General features: G+C 61.5%; 19 protein-coding genes. 13 read left to right on the top strand and 6 right to left on the bottom strand.

Annotation, left to right across the window (positions count from 1 at the left end; all coding sequences use genetic code 11):
• On the bottom strand, nucleotides 1-1,587 hold the full coding sequence (hpxW, locus tag MKS11_RS05100; protein WP_064189641.1) for an oxamate amidohydrolase: 1,587 nt from the start codon (nucleotides 1,585-1,587) through the stop codon (nucleotides 1-3).
• Nucleotides 1,588-1,766: 179 nt separating this feature from the next.
• On the opposite strand from hpxW, the gene hpxU reads away from it, so the two are divergent.
• The 7 genes from hpxU to hpxK all read left to right on the top strand — a co-directional run bounded on the left by hpxU (nucleotide 1,767) and on the right by hpxK (nucleotide 8,168).
• A complete protein-coding gene (gene hpxU, locus MKS11_RS05095; protein ID WP_004176115.1) occupies nucleotides 1,767-2,606 on the top strand; it encodes a MurR/RpiR family transcriptional regulator HpxU in 840 nt (279 codons plus the stop codon).
• Nucleotides 2,607-2,820: 214 nt separating this feature from the next.
• A complete protein-coding gene (locus tag MKS11_RS05090) occupies nucleotides 2,821-3,606 on the top strand; it encodes a transporter substrate-binding domain-containing protein (RefSeq protein ID WP_004143665.1) in 786 nt (261 codons plus the stop codon).
• A gap of 9 nt (nucleotides 3,607-3,615) precedes the next feature.
• Entirely contained in the window at nucleotides 3,616-4,281 is a 666-nt protein-coding gene (locus MKS11_RS05085) for an amino acid ABC transporter permease (RefSeq protein WP_002905296.1), read from the top strand.
• The gene (locus MKS11_RS05080; protein ID WP_002905295.1) at nucleotides 4,281-4,937 is read left to right on the top strand and encodes an amino acid ABC transporter permease; all 657 of its coding nucleotides are present in this window, start codon (nucleotides 4,281-4,283) and stop codon (nucleotides 4,935-4,937) included. Before MKS11_RS05085 ends, MKS11_RS05080 begins: the two co-directional genes overlap by 1 nt.
• A complete protein-coding gene (locus tag MKS11_RS05075; protein ID WP_002905293.1) occupies nucleotides 4,918-5,655 on the top strand; it encodes an amino acid ABC transporter ATP-binding protein in 738 nt (245 codons plus the stop codon). Before MKS11_RS05080 ends, MKS11_RS05075 begins: the two co-directional genes overlap by 20 nt.
• Before the next feature lie 15 nt (nucleotides 5,656-5,670).
• Nucleotides 5,671-6,912: an alanine--glyoxylate aminotransferase family protein gene (locus MKS11_RS05070; protein WP_284109429.1), complete on the top strand. Its 1,242-nt coding sequence runs from the start codon at nucleotides 5,671-5,673 to the stop codon at nucleotides 6,910-6,912.
• Complete coding sequence (gene hpxK, locus MKS11_RS05065; RefSeq protein ID WP_004205837.1) at nucleotides 6,909-8,168, top strand: allantoate amidohydrolase; 1,260 nt, start codon at nucleotides 6,909-6,911, stop codon at nucleotides 8,166-8,168. The genes MKS11_RS05070 and hpxK overlap by 4 nt, the downstream gene beginning before the upstream one ends.
• A 32-nt stretch (nucleotides 8,169-8,200) precedes the next feature.
• On the opposite strand, the gene MKS11_RS05060 is transcribed toward hpxK, so the two are convergent.
• Nucleotides 8,201-9,178 carry a nitronate monooxygenase family protein gene (locus MKS11_RS05060; protein WP_017900276.1) on the bottom strand — a complete coding sequence of 326 codons (978 nt, stop codon included), beginning with the start codon at nucleotides 9,176-9,178 and terminating at the stop codon, nucleotides 8,201-8,203.
• Nucleotides 9,179-9,352: 174 nt separating this feature from the next.
• On the opposite strand from MKS11_RS05060, the gene MKS11_RS05055 reads away from it, so the two are divergent.
• Together MKS11_RS05055 and MKS11_RS05050 are read left to right on the top strand one after the other, a co-directional pair.
• Nucleotides 9,353-10,258, top strand: a complete 906-nt coding sequence (locus MKS11_RS05055; protein ID WP_072206860.1) for a LysR family transcriptional regulator — start codon at nucleotides 9,353-9,355, stop codon at nucleotides 10,256-10,258.
• An 88-nt stretch (nucleotides 10,259-10,346) separates the two neighbouring features.
• Nucleotides 10,347-10,835 (top strand): hypothetical protein, encoded by a 489-nt coding sequence (locus tag MKS11_RS05050; RefSeq protein ID WP_004205841.1) that lies wholly within the window; start codon nucleotides 10,347-10,349, stop codon nucleotides 10,833-10,835.
• A 229-nt stretch (nucleotides 10,836-11,064) separates the two neighbouring features.
• Here MKS11_RS05050 and MKS11_RS05045 read toward each other — a convergent pair whose 3' ends face one another.
• Nucleotides 11,065-12,165, bottom strand: coding sequence for an NADH:flavin oxidoreductase/NADH oxidase (locus MKS11_RS05045; protein ID WP_087771756.1), 1,101 nt, complete (start codon nucleotides 12,163-12,165; stop codon nucleotides 11,065-11,067).
• 107 nt (nucleotides 12,166-12,272) lie between these two features.
• Nucleotides 12,273-13,880 (bottom strand): FAD-NAD(P)-binding protein, encoded by a 1,608-nt coding sequence (locus MKS11_RS05040; RefSeq protein WP_087771755.1) that lies wholly within the window; start codon nucleotides 13,878-13,880, stop codon nucleotides 12,273-12,275.
• 276 nt (nucleotides 13,881-14,156) lie between these two features.
• On the opposite strand from MKS11_RS05040, the gene MKS11_RS05035 reads away from it, so the two are divergent.
• Entirely contained in the window at nucleotides 14,157-15,389 is a 1,233-nt protein-coding gene (locus MKS11_RS05035; protein ID WP_004205848.1) for an MFS transporter, read from the top strand.
• 39 nt (nucleotides 15,390-15,428) lie between these two features.
• Here the strand turns inward: MKS11_RS05035 and MKS11_RS05030 are convergent, their stop codons facing one another.
• On the bottom strand, nucleotides 15,429-16,343 hold the full coding sequence (locus MKS11_RS05030) for a DMT family transporter (RefSeq protein ID WP_032456073.1): 915 nt from the start codon (nucleotides 16,341-16,343) through the stop codon (nucleotides 15,429-15,431).
• Between the two features lie 202 nt (nucleotides 16,344-16,545).
• Here MKS11_RS05030 and MKS11_RS05025 point away from each other — a divergent pair, with 202 nt between their 5' ends.
• Nucleotides 16,546-17,646, top strand: coding sequence for an iron-containing redox enzyme family protein (locus MKS11_RS05025; protein ID WP_087771754.1), 1,101 nt, complete (start codon nucleotides 16,546-16,548; stop codon nucleotides 17,644-17,646).
• Here the strand turns inward: MKS11_RS05025 and MKS11_RS05020 are convergent.
• Nucleotides 17,622-18,200, bottom strand: a complete 579-nt coding sequence (locus MKS11_RS05020; protein WP_004205853.1) for a TetR/AcrR family transcriptional regulator — start codon at nucleotides 18,198-18,200, stop codon at nucleotides 17,622-17,624. The two genes, MKS11_RS05025 and MKS11_RS05020, sit on opposite strands and share 25 nt — an antisense overlap.
• Before the next feature lie 153 nt (nucleotides 18,201-18,353).
• On the opposite strand from MKS11_RS05020, the gene MKS11_RS05015 reads away from it, so the two are divergent.
• Nucleotides 18,354-18,956: an HAD-IB family hydrolase gene (locus MKS11_RS05015; RefSeq protein ID WP_023318284.1), complete on the top strand. Its 603-nt coding sequence runs from the start codon at nucleotides 18,354-18,356 to the stop codon at nucleotides 18,954-18,956.
• A 71-nt stretch (nucleotides 18,957-19,027) separates the two neighbouring features.
• Nucleotides 19,028-19,564: a GNAT family N-acetyltransferase gene (locus tag MKS11_RS05010; protein ID WP_057215306.1), complete on the top strand. Its 537-nt coding sequence runs from the start codon at nucleotides 19,028-19,030 to the stop codon at nucleotides 19,562-19,564.
• Nucleotides 19,565-19,579 lie beyond the last annotated feature (15 nt).

The following is a 19,579-nucleotide window of genomic DNA, read 5'->3' as shown; positions in this document are numbered from 1 at the left end:
TTAGTATCCGGCGGCGGCGCCGTTGCTGCGTGGATCGGTAGCCCCTTCAAGCAGGCCGTTGGGATGGCGGACAATGGCCCCGGCGTGGCCCATCGCTTCGCTGAAATCGGCCAGCACTTCCACCTCGTGCCCCAGATCGCGCAGACGCGCGATGCAGGCGGGGGCAAAGCGTCCCTCCAGCTTCAGTGAATCCGAGGACTGCCCCCAGGTGCGGCCCAGCAGCCAGCGCGGACGGGAGATGCTCTCCTGCAGCGGCGCCCCCTGCAGGATATAGCGGGTAAACAGCGCGGCCTGGGTCTGCGGCTGACCGTCGCCGCCCATCGAGCCATAGACCATCACCCGGCCATCGTTCAGGCGCGCGGCGGCAGGGTTGAGGGTGTGGAATGGCTGTTTGCCAGGGGCCAGCGCCAGGAGATGCTGCGGATCGAGGCTGAAGGCCGCCCCGCGGTTTTGCCAGACGATCCCGGTGTCCGGGATCACCACGCCGCTGCCGAACTCGTGATAGATGCTCTGAATAAACGACACTGCCAGTCCGCTGTTATCCACGACGCCCATCCAGACGGTATCGCCCGGGCCTTTGCCGCCGCCCCAGGGGGAAGCGCTGGCGTCGTCGATGCTTTCGGCCAGCGGCTGCAGGGCTTCCGGGGTGAGCAACTGCTGTACATCCACATCCAGATGGCGCGGATCGGTGATATGCGCATCGCGCAGGGCAAACGCCCGCTTGGTAGCTTCGACGATACGGTGCACCGTTTGCGCGTCGTCGGCATCGGCCATCTTCAGACGGTCGGTAATGCCAAGGATCGCCAGCGATACCAGCCCCTGCGTGGGCGGGGCGAGGTTCCACAGCGTGCCCTGCTGGTGCTGAAGGGTCAGCGGCGCCGGACGCCGGGCGCGGTGGGCCTGCAGGTCGCCGAGGGTGACGGGCATCCCCAGCGCGGCCATCCCCTGGGCGAGACGTTCGGCCAGCGGCCCGCGATAGAAACTGTCGAGACCGTCGCTGGCCAGCATGCGCAGCGTTCCGGCGAGGGCGGGCTGGCGGAAGCGGCTGCCGGTCCGGGGGGGCTCGCCCGCGACCAGCCAGGTTTCGCTGAAGCCCGGCTGATGGCGCAGCTCTTCCAGTTTGCTGGCGGTGGCGTGGGCCTGCGAGGCGGTGACCGGAATGCCGTCTTCGGCATAGCCGATCGCATCGGCCAGCAGGCGGGCCACCGGCAGCGCGCGGCCGGTTAAGTCCCGAGAAATACGCAGCGCCTCGTCCCAGCCGCTAACGGTGCCGGCGACGGTCAGCGCGGCCTGCGGTCCCCGGTGGGGAATATGCTGCTGTCCGGCGTAGGCCTCGAGGGTCGCCAGCGACCCGGCGGCCCCGCTGGCGTCAATGGCGATGGGGTCTCCCTCAGGCGGCACGATCAGCCAGAAACCATCCCCACCCAGGCCATTCATATGGGGATAGACGACGGCGATGGCCGCCGCGGCAGCCACCATCGCTTCAATGGCGCTGCCGCCCTCGCGCAGGATGGCCAGCGCGCTCTGGCTGGCGAGGTGGTGGGGAGCGACCGCCATGCCGTGGGTCGAAACGTTGCTACTGTGCATAAATTATCCTTTCTGAACGAATCACCCGCAGAACACTGCAAAAGCTGTTCCAGCTCTGAACGTTTCGTTTCATTGATAAAAACAATGACCGGAATTTTCCCGCTGGCACGCTATGTGTAAGGCATAGCAGATACAGTATGATGAGGGATGGACGATGAAACGAAAGTTACAGGGGCGCTATGCAACAACTCGATGAACGACTGAAAGGGCAATACGCCTCGCTGTCGCCGCAGGAACAGCGGGTGGCGGATTTCATCTTTGACCACTTTGATGACCTGATAAGCTACAACAGCGCCGAGCTGGCGCAGCTGAGCGGTGTATCGAAAGCCACCGTCAGCCGGCTGTTCAAGCGCCTGGGCTATGACAAATATAAGGACATGCGCGATGAGCTGCGAACCCTGCGCCAGAGCGGGATGCCGTTGACTGATCAGCGCGACGCGGTGCAGGGTAACACGCTGCTGGCGCGTCATTATAAGCAGGAGATGGCGAACCTCACCCAATGGGTCAACGCCCTTGACGCGCGCCAGTTCGCCGAGGCGCTGACGGCGATGGTGGCCGCGCGTCGTATTGTGGTGATTGGTATGCGCAATGCCTATCCGGCGGCGCTGCACCTGCGCCAGCAGCTGCTGCAGGCCCGCGGTCAGGTGCTGGTGCTGCCCCAGCCTGGGCAGAGTCTCAGCGAAGAGCTGGTCGATCTGACCGCCGATGATCTGGTGGTGATGATGGCATTTCGCCGGCGGCCGCGGATCGTCCGCCCGCTCCTGCAGCAGCTGCAGCGCGACGGGGTGCCGGTCCTGTTAATGTGCGAGCCGCAGGCCCACAGTCTGTTCCCGCTCTCCCGCTGGCAGCTCTGCGCGCCGCTGGACAGCGTCTCGGCTTACGACAGCTATGCCTCGGTCAACAGCCTGATCAATCTGCTGGCCAATGCCTTTCTGCACGAAACGCTCGATAGCGGTCGTCCGCGCATCCACGATATCGCTACGCTTTACCAGCAGCTGGACGAGCTGGAACAACGCTGATGGGGCGCCAGCGTGGTGCTGTGCATCAATATGGTGCATATTGTTCCGCGTTCTGGCGCCGTTGTTTTTTGTTCTTCGGCTCCTTACTGCCTGTCCTTTCTCACTTTTAGCTTAAATTCCTCGCCAACCCGCGCATCGACCGTATCTGGCACATTAGTTGCAAAAACAGATTCAAAGAATCTTTTGTTTCATGCTAACGTAACGGGTAAACATCATGAAGAAACTGTTGATCGCACTGGCCGGGGCCGCTTGTCTCCTTTCGTCTGTTTCTGCCGCGCAGGCTGACCAGCTCCAGGATATTGAAAAACGCGGCGTCATCCGTATTGCCGTGCCCCAGGATTTTCCGCCGTTCGGCTCGGTGGGGACTGACCTGCAGCCGCAGGGGTATGACATCGATATGGCGCGCTATCTGGCGAAGTCGATGAAGCTCAAGCTGCAGCTGGTCCCGGTGACCAGCGCCAACCGCGTGCCGTATCTGCAGACCGATAAGGTGGACCTGGTGATCTCCAGCCTCGGCAAGAACGCCGAGCGCGAGAAAGTGATCGACTTCAGCCGCGCCTACGCCCCGTTCTTCCTCGGGGTGTTTGGCCCGAAAGGGGCGGAACTGAAGGACGCGGCCGCGCTGAGCGGTAAAAGCATCGGCGTGACCCGTGGGGCGGTGGAAGATATGGTGCTGACCAGCGTGGCGCCGCAGGCGGCGCAGATTAAGCGCTACGAGGACAATAACACCACGCTGTCGGCCTATCTGTCGGGCCAGGTGCAGTATGTCGCCACCGGTAACCTGGTGGTGGCGGCCATCTCCCGGCAGAACGCTGACAAAGCGCCGGTGCCGAGCTTTATGCTGAAGGACTCGCCGTGCTTTATCGGGCTGAAAAAGAACGAACCGGCGCTGAAGGCGAAAGTGGATACCCTGATCGAGCAGGGCATTAAGGACGGCACCCTCAACGGTTTGTCTGAGAAGTGGCTGAAAGCGCCGCTGCCTGCCAGCCTCGGCGCGTAAGGTCTGTGGATGACGGAGCAACTTCATTTTTCTGAGCTCTGGCCGCACTGGCCGGAGCTGCTGGCCGGTCTGTGGGTGACGGTGCAGCTGACGGTGCTGGCGACGATCGGCGGACTGGCGATTGGGATCCTCGGGGCGGCGATCCGCAGCGGCCGCCCGGGCGTCCTCAGCCGGATCTGGGGCGGATATGTGGAAATCATCCGTAACACGCCGTTCGTGGTGCAGCTCTTTTTTATCGTTTTTGGTTTACCGAACCTGGGTCTGAAGATGACCGCCGGCGAAGCGGCGCTGCTGGCGATGGTGGTTAACCTTGGGGCTTACAGCACCGAGATCGTGCGCGCCGGCATCCAGGTGACGCCGAAAGGCCAGTGGGAGGCCGGACGCGTGCTCGGGCTCAGCCGGACGCAAACTTTCGTTCGCGTGGTGCTGCCCCCGGCGCTGCAGCGGATTTATCCGGCGCTGGTTAGCCAGTGCATCATCGTGATGCTCGGCTCGTCGGTGGTGTCGCAGGTCTCCTATGAGGAGCTGACCTTCGCCGCCAACCTGATCCAGTCGCGGACGTTTTTGAGCTTTGAGGTCTATCTGGTGACCACCGGGATCTACTTAGCGTTATCGATAGCGATGCGCCAGCTGCTGATGGCGGCGGGGCGTAAATGGCTGGGGGTGCAGGCATGATGACCACCTTTACCGACTGGGACATTATCCGCAACCTGCTGCTGGCCGGTCGCTGGACGGTGCTGCTGTCGCTGGTCGCGTTCACCGGCGGGGCGCTGGTGACCTTACCGCTGCTGCTGCTGCGCCTGACTGGCGGACGGCAGGTGAAACGGCTGATCCGCGGCTACGTCGAACTGTTTCAGGGGACGCCGCTGCTGATGCAGCTGTTTCTGGCATTTTTCGGCGTAGCGCTGTTCGGCATCGACGTCTCGGCATGGACCGCGGCGTCGGTGGCTCTGACGCTTTATACCAGCGCCTTTCTGCTGGATATCTGGTTCGGCAGCATTCGCGCGCTGCCGAAAGGCCAGTGGGAAGCCTCGCGCTGTCTCGGGCTGAGCTTCGGCCAGACCCTGTACCGGGTGGTGGCGCCGCAGGCGCTGCGCATCGCCATCGCGCCAACGGTGGGGTTCGCCGTGCAGGTGATCAAAGGCACGGCGCTGGCATCGATTATCGGCTTTGTGGAGCTGACCAAGGCAGGAACCATGCTGACCAACGTCACTTACCAGCCGTTTAAAGTGTTTGCCCTGGTGGCGCTGGGCTATTTCATTCTGTGCTATCCGCTGTCCCGCTACAGCCGTTATCTGGAGAACAAATTCAATGCCTCTCATCACCATTAATCAGATGCAGAAGTACTACGGCGACAACCATGTGCTGAAGGGCGTCGATCTGGATATCGACATGGGGGAAGTGATCTCGATCATCGGCCGCAGCGGCTCGGGCAAAAGCACCCTGCTGCGCTGCATCAATGGTCTGGAGGGGTACCAGGAGGGGAGCATCAAGCTCGGGGGCATGACCATCACCGACCGCGATTCCCAGGCCCGGGAGATCAGCCGCTCCATCGGCATGGTGTTTCAGAACTTCAATCTCTTTCCGCACATGACGGCGCTGGAGAACGTCATGCTGGCCCCGCGGCGGGTGCTGAAGAAGTCCCAGGCCGAATGTCGCGAGCTGGCGCAGCGGATGCTGGAGAAGGTCGGTCTTGGCGATCGTCTGGATTACTATCCGGCCAACCTCTCCGGCGGCCAGCAGCAGCGCGTGGCCATCGCCCGGGCGCTGGCCATGTCGCCAAAAGTTTTACTCTGTGACGAAATCACTTCGGCGCTTGACCCGGAACTGGTGGGCGAAGTGCTGAAGGTGCTGGAGCAGCTGGCGGCGGAAGGCATGACGCTGATCCTCGTCACCCATGAAATGAATTTTGCCCGCGAAGTGGGCGACCGCGTGGTGTTTATGCATCAGGGGCGCGTCTGGGAGCAGGGCGACAGCAAAACGCTGTTCGCCAGTCCGCAGACAACCGAACTGAAACAGTTTATCTCCTCGGTGCGCGGTCTTAACTAACGTAAGGAATGGCAGATGGATATCACTCAGTTTTCGCAAATTAACCCGCCACAGCGCCTGCTGATGGGCCCGGGGCCGATCAACGCCGACCCGCGCGTGCTGCGCGCCATGGCGAGCCAGCTGGTGGGTCAGTACGATCCGGCGATGACCCACTACATGAATGAAGTGATGGCGCTGTACCGCGGCGTATTTCGCACCGAAAACCGCTGGACGATGCTGGTGGACGGCACCTCCCGCGCCGGTATCGAAGCGATTCTGGTGTCGGCGATCCGGCCGGGTGACAAGGTGCTGGTGCCGGTGTTCGGCCGGTTTGGTCATCTGCTGTGCGAGATTGCGCGCCGCTGCCGGGCAGAAGTACACACCATCGAGGTGCCGTGGGGGGAAGTCTTTACCCCGGACCAGGTTGAAGACGCGATCAAGCGCGTGCGCCCGCGCCTGCTGCTCACCGTGCAGGGCGATACCTCGACCACCATGCTGCAGCCGCTGGCGGAGCTGGGAGAGATTTGTCGTCGCCACGATGTGCTGTTCTATACCGACGCCACCGCGTCGCTCGGCGGCAACCCGCTGGAAACCGACGCCTGGCAGCTGGACGGGGTGTCCGCCGGGATGCAGAAGTGCCTTGGTGGCCCCTCCGGCACCTCGCCCATCACCCTCAGCCCACGGATGGAAGAGGTCATCCGCCGCCGCCGCTGCATTGAGCAGGGGATCCGCACCGATGCCCACCACGATGGCGTCGACGAGATGATCTACTCCAACTATTTCGATCTCGGCATGGTGATGGATTACTGGGGGCCGGAGCGCCTGAACCACCATACCGAAGCGACCTCGGCGCTGTTCGCCGCCCGGGAGTGCGCGCGCCTGATCCTTCAGGAGGGACTCGACAATGGCATCGCCCGCCACAAGCTACATGGCGATGCGCTGCTGAAAGGGATCCAGGCGATGGGTCTTGAGACCTTTGGCGACCTGCGGCACAAAATGAATAACGTGCTGGGGGTGGTGATCCCCAACGGGATCAACGGCGATCAGGTGCGTAAGCTGATGCTGGAAGATTTCGGCATTGAGATTGGCACCTCGTTCGGCCCGCTGCACGGTAAAGTCTGGCGCATTGGCACCATGGGCTATAACGCGCGTAAAGACTGTGTGATGCAGACCCTCAGCGCGCTGGAGGCGGTCCTGAACTACCTCAAGTTCACCACCACCCAGGGCGCGGCGATGCAGGCGGCCTGGGATCACTACCGCACCGAGGCCACCCTATGAGTGATACCGTCCGCCAGCAGGCGGAGAGAGAGGCGGCCGCCAGCCGGGTGATGGCGCGCGCCGACCAGCTGGCCGCCCTCAGCGAAACCGCCGACGCCCTGACCCGGGTCTATCTGTCGCCGGAGCATCTGCAGGCCAACCAGCTGGTGGGCCAGTGGATGCAGGCCGCCGGCATGATGGTATGGCAGGACAGCGTCGGTAATATCTGCGGTCGCTATGAAGGCGTGCAGGAGGGCGCGCCGGCGGTGCTGCTGGGCTCTCATCTCGACACCGTGCGCAACGCCGGGCGCTACGACGGCATGCTCGGCGTGCTGGCGGCGATTGAGGTGGTCCAGCGTCTGCACCAGCAGGGGCGACGGCTGGCGAAGGCTATCGAGATCGTCGGCTTTGGCGATGAAGAGGGCACCCGCTTCGGCATCACCCTGCTGGGTAGCCGCGGCGTTACCGGCACCTGGCCCGAAAGCTGGCTGTCACAGTGCGATGCCGACGGGGTGAGCGTCGCCCAGGCGCTGGTGAATGCCGGACTCGATCCGGCGCGGATCGCCCATGCCGCCCGCAACCCGCAGGATATCGCCGCCTATCTCGAACTGCATATCGAGCAGGGGCCGTGCCTGGAGCAGGCGGGTCTGGCGCTCGGCGTGGTGGAGGCGATTAACGGCGCCCGCCGCCTGACCTGCCGCTTTACCGGCGAAGCCGGCCATGCCGGCACGGTGCCGATGCTCCATCGTAAGGACGCGCTCGCCGCGGCGGCGGAATGGATGGTGCAGGTGGAAAGCCTGACCCGGCAGCGCGGCGGCAACCTGGTGGCGACGGTCGGCACCCTGCGCTGTGCGCCGGGCGCGGTGAACGTGATTCCGGGCGAGGTGCAGCTGACGCTAGATATTCGCGGCCCGCAGGATGCACCGCTTGCGGCGCTGCTGGAAGAGCTGCTGGCGCAGGCGCAGGCCATTGCCGGGCGCCGCCAGCTGAGCTTCACCGCCGAGGAGTATTACCGTATCGCCGCCACCGCCTGCGACAGTCAACTGCAGGCGGTTCTGAGCGAGGCGGTGACGGCGGTGCAGGGGCGTTCACTGACGCTGCCGAGCGGCGCAGGGCATGACGCCATCGCCATCGCCGAGCGCTGGCCATCGGCCATGCTGTTTGTGCGCTGCCTGGGGGGCGTCAGCCATCACCCGGCGGAGTCGGTCACCGCCGCCGACGTCGGGCTGGCTATCGACGCGTTCTCCCGGGCGGTAGAGAAGGTAGCTGACGCCTGATCGCGCCGGTTACCGTGCCCCGGCTGGCGGCTTCACACCGCCAGCTGGTTGACTACCTCGGCGACGGAGGCGATGGCATGGATGTTGCCGATCCCCGCCCCCAGCGAGATATACCCCTCATCGGTATTCCCCTCCAGCATGCCCAGCCGCATTCCGCGCAGACCGCCCATCGCCTGGGCCAGCTCGGCCTTTGAGGCTCCGGCCCGGTCCATGGCCACCAGCTTGTCGCTCAGTTTGCCAGGCAGGGCGCGGTAGTAGTCCGGCAGCGTACGAAACAGCCGCAGATCCAGGCCGTTGGCGGCGAGAATTTTCGCTTTCACCGAGTCGGGAACGCGACTTTCGACGGTGCTGATGAATACCGAACCGGCGAAGACGCCTTCCGCGCCGAGGGCGTGAGCAGCGCGCGCTCCCCGGGCGTCGGTGATGCCCCCCGCGGCCATCACCGGAACCCGCTGAACAGCGTCAACGATCAGCGGGACGATAGTGAAGGTCCCCATTGCGGTAGCCGGCAGCGTGCCGCCTTCGTCAAAGCCGGTGGCGACGATGATGTCCGCTCCGGCCTGCTCCGCGCGACGGCTGTTCTCCGGCGTCGGGTTAATATCGCGGTAGATAATGGTGATCCCGGCGGTTTTCAGCTCATCGAACAGCGCCGGTTTTAACGAACCGTCTCCGTAGCCGGTGTAGACCACCACCTTAACGCCTTCCTCTTTGATCACCGGAAGGATCGCCGGCGTCCAGATGTCGTTTTCCGCCGTCGGGATCAGGTTGACGCCAAAGGGTTTCTCGGTCAGCTGTTTGGTTTTGCGGATCTCTTCGCGCATTTTCTCTGCCGTCGCCTCCGGCGTGGAGACGGCGGTTGCCGCCGTCAGGCCGGCGTTCGGGCCCAGCACCCCGAGACCACCGGCGTTGCCGACGGCCGCCACCAGACGAGCATCGGTCAGCCAGGAGAGCGGGCCCTGGACTACCGGTTTTTCAATACCCAAAATGCGGGCCACACGGTTAGTTTGCATGATATTTTTCCTTGTACGTTAATGAGTTATCAATTTCTTCGCCCCAGCGATGCGGCAATGAGGGCAGTGTAGGCGCCTTTATTGTTTTAAAAAATGAGCAAAAACTTTCATCACTGTTATTAAATTGGTAATAATTGAGGCAGGCGAAGAGACGGGGAGCGAGCCGTTATGCAGATGAATCTGTTTGAAAATATTAAAATCTTTATTGAAATCGTCGACGCCGGTAGCTTTGCCCAGGCGGCGGAAAATTTGCAGATCCACCGGCCGGCGGTGACCAAAGCGCTGCAGCAGCTGGAGCGGGAGAGCGGTGTCAGGTTGCTGCAGCGCACTACCCGCCGCCTGTATCTCACGCCGGAAGGAGAAGAGTTTTATCGGCGCAGTAAACCGCTGCTCTCCCAGGCCGACGATCTGCTGGAGTCGTTCGCGCCGGACCGGCCGATCCGCGGCCAGCTACGCGTCGATATGCCAATCGCTTTTGCGCGGCTGCTGGTGATCCCGCATCTGGCGGATTTTTATCAGGCCCATCCGGAAGTGGAAATTGTCCTCAGTAGCTCCGATGTGCGCCGGGATATGCTGCGCGATGGCCTGGATTGTCTGCTGCGGGTGGGGGATCTGGAGGATGGCGACTATGTGGCGCGCTCGCTGGGGGAGGTGGCGTTAACCACCTGCGCGAGTCCTGCGTATCTGGCTCGCTATGGAGCGCCCGCCACGCTGGAGGAACTGCAGTCGCACCTGGCGGTGAACTGGGTAAACAGCAGCAGCCGACAGATTATGCCCTGGCGATTCCAGACCCCGGAGGGCATCAGGCAGATCGCCATCCCCGGTAAACTGGTGCTGGACAACTCAGAAGTTTTTACCGCCGCCGGGCTGGCAGGGCTGGGCATGCTGCAGGGAATGCGATTCTTTCTACAACCCTATATCGACAGTGGGGAGCTGGTAGAAATTCTGCCGGACTTCCCGGCGCCGCGTCGGCCACTGTCGCTGCTCTATCCGCACCGGCATCTCTCGCATAAGGTGCGGGTGTTTGCCGAGTGGCTACAGGGGCTGGTGGCGACGCTGGATCGACCGGTGTCGCCTTGACTCTGGTGGCTGAGCGTTTATATATAAAATGTGAATGCTATTAAGGCAATAAATCACAAGGCTGGATAATGACTCAACCTGTAAGGGAATGCTGATGAAACTCTGGAATAAAACACTGCTTGCTTCCGCCCTTTGCCTGACCCTGTTTGGCTGCGACGATGCGTCGAAAGTGGATAACAAACTGGATAAGGCCAAAGATAATGCGGAGCAGATGAAGGATGCCGCGGCGGACAAAGCCCAGGCGATTAAGCAGGATGCGGATAAGCAAATCGATACGCTGAAAAGCCAGGCCGACGCCGAGGCCGATCGTCTGAAGGATCAGGCCAGCGCCATCAAGGCGGAGGCGGACAAGAAAGCGGATGCCATCGCCCAGCAGGCGAAAGCCCAGGCCGATGCGGTGAAGCAGAACGCAAAGCAGGAAAGTGACCGCATAGTCAAAGAGGCGGGTCAGATTAAAGACAACGCCATCGGTGACGCCAATCAGCTTTCGGCGGAAGCGGCGAGCAAAACCAAAGCCATTCAGGACAGTATCGCGAAGGATAAACAGAACACCACGCCACCGCCCGCCCAGCAGTAACTCGCGGTGTTTGCCGGGCCGTCGCCCGGAAATATAGGGAGCGGAGCCTGATAGATTGCCCGGCGGCGCTGCGCTTGCGCGGGCCTACGCAGGGGGCGGGTTGGCTGCGCAATGACCGGGCATCACCCTTTTATAGGCCGGGCAAGACGACGCCGCCCGGCATATGGACCGCAATAACATCCTGCTGAGGGGTATCTTACGATACCCCTTTTTTATGCCCGCCGCGGGTTCAACGGTTTGGCAGCAGGGTGCCTTTCAGGCCGTGTGGCTCGGAGCGCAGATATTGCGAAGGAACGCGAACCTGGGCGCCGAGGCTGGCGGCAGCGTGCCATGGCCAGTGCGGATCGTAGAGCACCGCGCGGGCGAGGGCGATCAGGTCGGCATCGCCATTCTCCAGCGCCGCTTCCGCCTGCTGCGGGTCGGTGATCAGCCCTACGCCAATCACCGGGATGGCTACCTGCTCGCGAATGTCGCGGGCGAAAGGCAACTGGTAGCCCGGCCCGACGGTGATGGCCTGCTGCGGCGACAAACCGCCGCTGGAGACATGGATATAGTCGCTGCCCAGCGCTTCCAGCTGCTGGCTGAACTGAATGGACTGCTCGCCGTCCCAGCCGCCTTCAACCCAGTCGGTCGCCGACAACCTGACGCCCACCGCCATGGCGTTGCCCACCGCCTCGCGGATTGCCTTAAACACTTCCAGCGGATAGCGCATTCGGTTTTCCAGCGAACCGCCATACTCGTCACGGCGCTGATTGCTGAGCGGTGAAAGAAACTGGTGCAGCAGATAGCCGTGAGCGGCGTGCAGCTCAATCAGCTCAAAGCCCAGGCGTTGGGCGCGCAACGCGCTGGCGACAAAGGCCGCTTTGATGCGTGCCAGATCGGCATGGCTCAGCTCGGCCGGGGCGCGGTCGCCGTCGTGAAACGCCACCGCGGAGGGGGCGACGTTCTGCCAGCCGCCCTGGTTGAGCGCCAGCTGATGGCCACCCTGCCAGGGGGCCGCGCAGGAGGCCTTGCGCCCGGCATGCCCCAGCTGGATCCCCAGAGGGATCGGTGACCAGGCCCGGATATCCTCCACCACGGCACGCAGGGCGTTTTCGGTTTCATCATCCCACAGCCCCAGATCCCCAGGCGAGATACGTCCCGCCGGCTCTACTGCCGTGGCTTCCAGAATTAACAGGCCGGCGCCGGAGAACGCCAGCTGCCCGAGGTGGATCCGGTGCCAGGAGGTTGCCTTCCCCTCGTCGGCAGAATACTGACACATGGGGGCGATAACGATACGGTTATCCAGCGTCAACTGACCAATACGCGTCGCGCTAAAAAGATGACTCATGAGTACCTCGTAAATGTTAGACGTGGTCTTGCACGGGGGCGAACAGCCACTGTTTATAGCACGCCTGCTGGCCCCCCTTTATTCGGATATTGCGTTTAAACGTCCTGCTATTCGATAAACCAGAGACGACGCCGCCGGCCAGTTGCCTGCTGTGAGACCGCGCGGGCCATTGCGCTGCCAATCTCGGCGCTGGCCGTCAGCCCCTGGACAAAGGGGCGATCGTGCATCAGCCAGGGAAGAGCGCCGAAGGCGACCCGGCCGCGCACGGCCTCCGGCGCCTGCAGCGTGTAGTCATCGCCAACGTCAGGAATAGCGTCGCCGCAGGCCAGCAGCTGCTGGCGCAGTGAAGGAAAGGGCAGATCCCGGGTTTTCAATGCTTTCTGTCCGCGGGCATCGATAAAGACATCGAATTCACAGCGCTGCTGATGATGGACAATCAGCGTCCGGTCAGACTCGCGCTGCAGCTCGTAATTCTCACCCAGCGCCACAATTCGCAGAATGCCCGCCCGGTGCAGAGCCAGCAGCCGGCGAATGGACTCCGGCGGGATCGCAGCGTAGTTATCAATAAACACGCGGGCGAGCCCCTGGCGGAAGCGACGGCTGTCCTCGTCGTTGAGCTGCGGCACCACGGTTTCAATCGCCTCGTGCAGGCGGAGAATGGCATAGCGCCAGGGCACCGTGTGGCGCTCACGCTTATTGCGCTCCACCTCCTGCAGATTGTGCTGCGCCCACTGGAACGGGTCATGGGTGAGACGGTCAGCAAACCAGGCGTCGGCGATGCTGTCAGGCGTCAGCTGGCGCAGCCCCGTCGCCTCGCACCAGGCCGGGGCGGCATATTCCAGCTCATGGACGATCAGCTGGAACACCCGATCCAGCAGGCCGTCGCTGCCCTCAGCGACGGCCGCCTCAAGGGCGGCGGGGGTGGCGATCTCCAGCGGCTCCCACGGGATCGGGCAGTAAAAATCGGCCTCCGGCAGCACGCCGTTACGTGACATCAGCGTGATCTCCAGCGCGTCGCTGCCGGGATGCAGGGAAAAATGGGTGGTTTTGTCGTGCTCAGTATGGAAAACGCCGTGGCGGGCCACCACCGCCACGGCGGCATCAATCGCGCTTAAGGAGGTCCCGAGGATCCCGACCCGACAGGGGGCGATGCGGGCCTCCATCAGGCCGGTCCACGGACTGGGGAAGTACTGCCGGCTGGCGCGTTCTTCTTCAGGCCACAAATGGCCGGTGGCAATCACCACCAGATCGACCATTACCGGCTGTGCCGCGCCGTCGGTGTGGATGGCGATCCCGACGGGCTGCACCGCAATATCTGTGACCTCACAGGACTCGCAGACGCTCACCACGAAGCCGGCGTCTCTGGCCCGTTGCACAAGATATAGAAAGCGGTCGCGGTAGTACTCGCCGAGGATCACCCGCGGCAGAAACTGGCGCTCATGCAGAGCCTGCCGTTCAAGACCGCGCGCCGCCAGCCAGTCGTCGCTCTGCTGCTGCAGCCATTGCAGATAGGTCAGGTCAATAGGGGGGATCTCAATGCTGGCAATATTGGCCAGCATCTGCGCAGCGGTATTATCGTCGCTATAGGGCATACCCACCCCGGCCTGCGCCTCTTTTTCAAACAGCGCGATCGATAGCGGCTCACCACGCTTCACCAGTTCATACAAGGTGTAAATCCCCGTCGGCCCGGCGCCGACGATGGCGATTCTCTTCATGATTCTCTCCCTTCCTGTGGGTGGATGCGGCATCTGGGGCAGTGCACTGAAGCCAGCCTGTCCTTAATTCTGGTCGAAAATTAGCGAACCGGTGGGCCGTCGCACGCAATTTGAAACAAATTAGCGTGCTAATAAACTTGCCGCCGGCTGGAAAAGGGGTGTAATTAACAAAAGAGCAACTTTCTATACAAACAATTTACACAAGCGGTGGCACCAGCCTGCTCTGCCGGACGCCGCGCAAGCTCCCGGCAACGCCGTCGGGATAGGGATGACAAGATGCACGGCTGGACTTCACGACAGCGCAACGCGGCGATCGCCAGTTTTTTAAGCTGGACGCTCGATGCTTTCGACTTTTTCCTGTTGGTTTTTTTACTGAGCGATATCGCCCACTCGTTTCACGTCGACCTTGAAGAGGTCACCCTGGCGATTCTGCTGACCCTTGCCGTGCGACCTGTCGGCGCGCTGATCTTCGGCAGGGCGGCGGAAAAGTTTGGCCGCAAACCGATCCTGATGCTCAACATCGTTTTCTTCTCCGCCTTTGAGCTGCTCTCCGCCGCGGCGCCGTCGTTGATGCTGTTTTTTCTGCTGCGGGTACTGTACGGCGTGGCGATGGGCGGGATCTGGGGCGTGGCTTCGTCGCTGGCGATGGAGACGATCCCTGACCGCTCGCGCGGCCTGATGTCCGGTCTGTTCCAGGCGGGGTATCCTTTCGGCTATCTGCTGGCGGCCGTGGCCTACGGGCTGTTGTTTACACAGCTCGGCTGGCGCGGGATGTTTGTCATTGGCGCCGCCCCGGTGCTGCTGTTGCCGTTTATCTATTTCTGCGTCGAGGAGTCCCCGGTCTGGCTGGCGGCACGGCAGAGTAAAGCGAGCACGGCTCTGCTGCCGGTGTTGCGTAGCCACTGGAAGCTGTGCCTGTACCTGGTGGTGCTGATGGCGGCCTTTAACTTCTTCTCCCACGGGACGCAGGATCTCTACCCGGTCTTTTTGAAAGTCCAGCACGGCTTCGAGCCTAAAACGGTCAGCATTATCGCGGTGTGCTACAACATCGCCTCGATCATCGGCGGGGTTTTCTTCGGCTCGCTGTCGGAGAAGATTGGCCGGCGCAAAGCGATTATGAGCGCCGCCCTGCTGGCGCTGCCGGTGATCCCGCTGTGGGCTTTCGCCAGCGGCTCGCTGGCGCTGGGGGCCGGGGCGTTTCTGATGCAGTTTATGGTGCAGGGCGCCTGGGGGGTGATCCCTACCTGGCTCAACGAACTGGTTCCGGCCAACACCCGGGCAGTGTTGCCCGGCTTCGTCTATCAGTTGGGGAATCTGCTGGCCTCGGTGAATGCCACCCTGCAGGCCTCCATTGCCCAGCACCACGGGCATAACTACGGCCTGGCGATGGCCCTGGTGGCCGGGACGGTGGCGATCGTCATTACCATTCTGACCTTCTTTGGCCGTGAAGGCCGGATGACGCAACCCGCCGGGACGGCGCCTCACCAGCCGCTCTCCACCAGCCGTTAAGTGCTGACGCCGGGCGTTGTCAGACGCCCGGCAGACAAGCTAACCGCGCAGGCGAACCGTCGCCGCCTGGCGTTTCTCCAGCGAGCAGATGCCAATCCCCAGCATAATGAACAGCGCGCTGAACAGGTGCCAGGCATGGGGCTGGGTATGCAGGAAGAGGATGCTCAACACCCCGCCGGAGAGCGGGATGATATGGGTGTAAATCTCCCCCCGCGTGGCGCCAATCGTAGCGATACCTTTATTCCAGAAAAGATAGGCCAGCCACGACGGGAAAATCACCAGATAAGCCAAACCGCTGAGGAAAAACGGCTCACGCCAGGCGGTCCAGTCCTGCGCCGGGTGGCGCATCAGCCAGAAGGCGACGATTGGCAGCAGGAGCAGGGCGCCGAGCAGCGAGCTGACGGCGACAAAGCCATTCGCCGGGATGCGGCGGTCCTTCAGACGTAACAGCGAACAATAGAGCGCCCAGCTCAGCGCCGAACCCATCGCCCACAAATCGCCGACGGAAAAGGTATGCAGCGAGGCGGCATGCAGCGGATCCCCCTGGAATAAGAGGATCATCACCCCAAGAGTGCTGAAGACCACCCCCAGCCAGTTGCGGGCCGATACCGGGTCGCGAAAAATCAGCCGGTTAATCAGCAGCACCATGCTCGGCGTGGCGGACATATAGATGGCGGCGTTGAGGGCGGAGGTAGTTTGCAGACCGATATAGAGCGTGAGCGGGAAACTGACCTGACCGCACAGGGTGAGCACCAGCACCGCCGGGGCGTTTTCCCGCAGCAGGTGACGACTGTCGGCAATCTGCCGGCGGTAGAGCAGGCCCAGCAGCAGCGCCGTCAGCGCCCACCGCGCTTCGGTCATCAGGATCGGATCCACGCCCTGAACCAGCACGTGACCGACAACGTAATTCCCCCCCCAGAACAGGGCGGCCAGCGTCAGTAACAGATAGGGCATAGTGATTCCTTGTGTCGTTTGTCACTGTACTGGATGGTAACGTTATTATTTTTATAATATCAATAATATTTTAGTGGTTTTTGTTTGTTTTGTTTAAATTCCTTAACAAACAGAATGTTAGTAATATGAATGAAATTTACGTTGCCGCATTGTGAGCGGTACTATACCGTATAGTCGCCATGCATTTCACAGGGATAAATTCATGCATAATACCGACAATGAGGTCATTGGTCGTGACCAAACCGCGGTGATGGCCAGGCTGGCGCTGGATGAGTTAATTGACCAGCTTCTGCACAGTAACGCGCTGTCGCTGAAGTTGACGGCCAATCCGCAGGTCGCCGACAGAGCCTGGCATCTGGCTGAGAATATCTGCATCCGCGCCTTCTCCGCTGACGACCCGCAGGCCAAAAAGCGCGCGCACCATGCGCTGTTCGTCCTCTATCAGTCCTGGCTTGCCGACCCGCTCTCGCCGGCGGCTGCCAATCAGTTTCATCCACTGCTCTCCGGGATCCGAAATTACATTGAGTCTGAGTGGCTGCGGGCGGAAAGCAAACGTTTCCATCGCCAGAGACCGGTGCTCAATGCCGGCAATATCGTCGACGAACTGCGCGCTCTATGCCAGCAGCACCCGGCGTCTCATCATCCGCTGTTCGATTTCCTTGCCAGCGAGGCCTCCGCCGCGCAGATCGACTATTTCTTCAAAAGCGACAGCGCGCTGAATCTGCTTTTCTTCGATCTGGTGGCGATGGGGCTGGTGGGCTCGTTGCCGGAAACCCGCGCCGAGATTGCGCAGAATCTGTGGGATGAGATAGGTCAGGGCAGCACTGAGATCACCCACGTCAATCTGTATAAGGATTTACTGAAGCGGCGGAATATCGCCTTACCGGACAACCATTTTGCCCATCTGTACGAGTGGCAGGGGCTGGCCGGGTATAACGCCTTTATGGTCGGCGGCGTAAATCGTCAGCATTACTACAAATCGCTGGGGGTGATGGCGATGACCGAACTGCTCGACCCGCCGCAGTATGAAAAACTGGTGGCGGGCTGTCGGCGGATTGGGCTTTCCGATCGCGACGTGCATTACTATGCCGAACATATCACGGTCGATATCGGCCATGCGGACGGTTGGCTGAACAATGTGATTGTGCCGATTGGCAAAAAACATCCGGCGGCGATGGAGGAGGTCTACTTTGGCGCCGCGCTGCGCCTGCAAACCTGCAACGATTACTATGATGGCCTGCTGGCGGCGCTGCAGTCGCTGGACGGCAGCGCATCATCTCACAGCGTACCGCCTTCTGAGTAGATAAGCGCTTTGGCCGCGCTCCAGGCGGTCGTCCCCGGCGGGATCTCCCGGCATTCGGCGGACTCGGCCTGCTGGGCGGCGATGGCGCCATCGATGAGCATCACCATCATCATAGCGACCCGTTCGGCAGGCTCTGGTTTTAATACCAGAGTCAGGATATCGCGGAAAAACTGCCACAGGCGCGACTTGAACCGGGAGCACTGCTCCCGGATCGCCGGCGATGACGCGCCATATTCGAACAGCGCGCGGGTGAACATGCAGCCGTGGAACGTTTCGCAGGTCAACCAGCACTGATAGTAGTCGAACACGGCGAACAGCTTCTCCCGCGCGGTGGCTTTATCCGCGGTGATCTGCGTCAGATCCTGCATAAACTCGCTCTCTTTTTGCCGGAGGATAGCCAGAATGAGCGCCTCTTTATCGGCATAGTAGCGGTAGAAGGTCATTTTGGAGATGCCGGCATGCTCAGCAATCCGCTCGATGCTGGGGGACTGATATCCTTCGCGATTAAACAGCGCGCTGGCGTGGCGGAGAATGTCCGCTTGTTTTGGCTTCATGCGTTTTCCTGTCGACTGGTTCGCTGTCACAACGGCCGGAGACACGGCCGTCCTGCGACAGCGGTGCATTATGCCGGATATTGCCGCCAGGCGGGGAAAAAGTAAATCAGCCGCACCTTAGCGGCGCCGGTGTGTCTGTATAAGGTTACAAGGATGAAGAAGAACATTGCCTTTTTTGACTTCGATGGCACGATCACCCACGAAGATACGTTTACCCCTTTTATTTATCAGTCCCTCGATGCGAAAGCCATTCGTCAGGGCAAATTGCGGCTGTTGCCGTATATTCTCGCCTGGAAAATGGGCTGGCTTTCCGCCTCTGCCATCCGGCAAAAAGTATTTCATTATGCTTTTGCCGGGAAATCGCAACCTGAGATCCTGCAGCGCGGGAACGATCATAGCCAGGTATTTATTCCCCATACACTGCGGGAGAACGCGATGCAGCGCATAGCCTGGCATCAGGCGAGAGGGGACACCGTGGTGGTGGTTTCAGCCTCGCTGGATGTCTATCTTCGACCGTGGTGCCAGCAGCATAATCTTGAGCTGCTGTGCAGCGAAGTGGAATTTCAAAACGGGGCAGCGACCGGAAAGTATCAGGGGGGAGACTGCAGCGGCCTGGCCAAAAAGGCGCGTATCCTGGCGAACTACTCCCTGGCCGATTACGAGGAGATCTTCGCCTACGGCGATACGCCGGAAGATTTCGCCATGCTGGCGCTGGCCACCACTCAAATCTATCGCTGGGATGAGGCTCCGCCATGAGCCTGGCAGCGCCAGGCTGCGCAGGTTAAGATGACGCGCTATTGCCCGGCTCACCAGGAAGAAGAGAAGAGATGTTGCTACCCCTGACCACGCCCCGGCTGCTGCTGCGCCGGTTCAGAACGGAAGATCTGCCGTCTTTCAGCCATTATCGCAACCTGCCGGAAGTGGCCCGCTTTCAGAGCTGGAGCCATTACGGGATGGCAGAGGCGACAGCCTTCTATGAACAACAGCGTTCGCTGGCCTTTGCTGAGGATGAAAGCTGGTTCCAGCTTGCCGTAGCGATCCAGGCCAACGGTGCGCTGGCGGGAGATGTGGGGATCCATTTTTTCGATCGGGGCAGACAGGCCGAGCTTGGGATGACCTTTTCCCCGGCATATCAGCATCAGGGGTATGCCCGGGAAGCCATGAGGGCGGTGATAGCCTTACTCTTTGAGCAGTTAGCCCATCACCGGCTAATAGCGGTGGTAGACACTCGCAATACCGGGGCGATCAAACTTCTGGAAGGGCTGGGCTTTCGTCGCGAGGCGCATTACCGGCAGAATATCTTTTTTAAAGGCGAGTGGGGCGATGAGTATCTGTACGCGCTGCTGCGCAGCGAATATCAGTGAAGTGACGGCATGGCC

This window comes from Klebsiella sp. K5-45 (genome assembly GCF_030128605.1).
Classification (GTDB): domain Bacteria; phylum Pseudomonadota; class Gammaproteobacteria; order Enterobacterales; family Enterobacteriaceae; genus Klebsiella; species Klebsiella quasipneumoniae.
The sequence above is the reverse complement of the archived record's forward strand: the minus strand, read 5'-3'. Positions and strand labels throughout refer to the sequence as shown.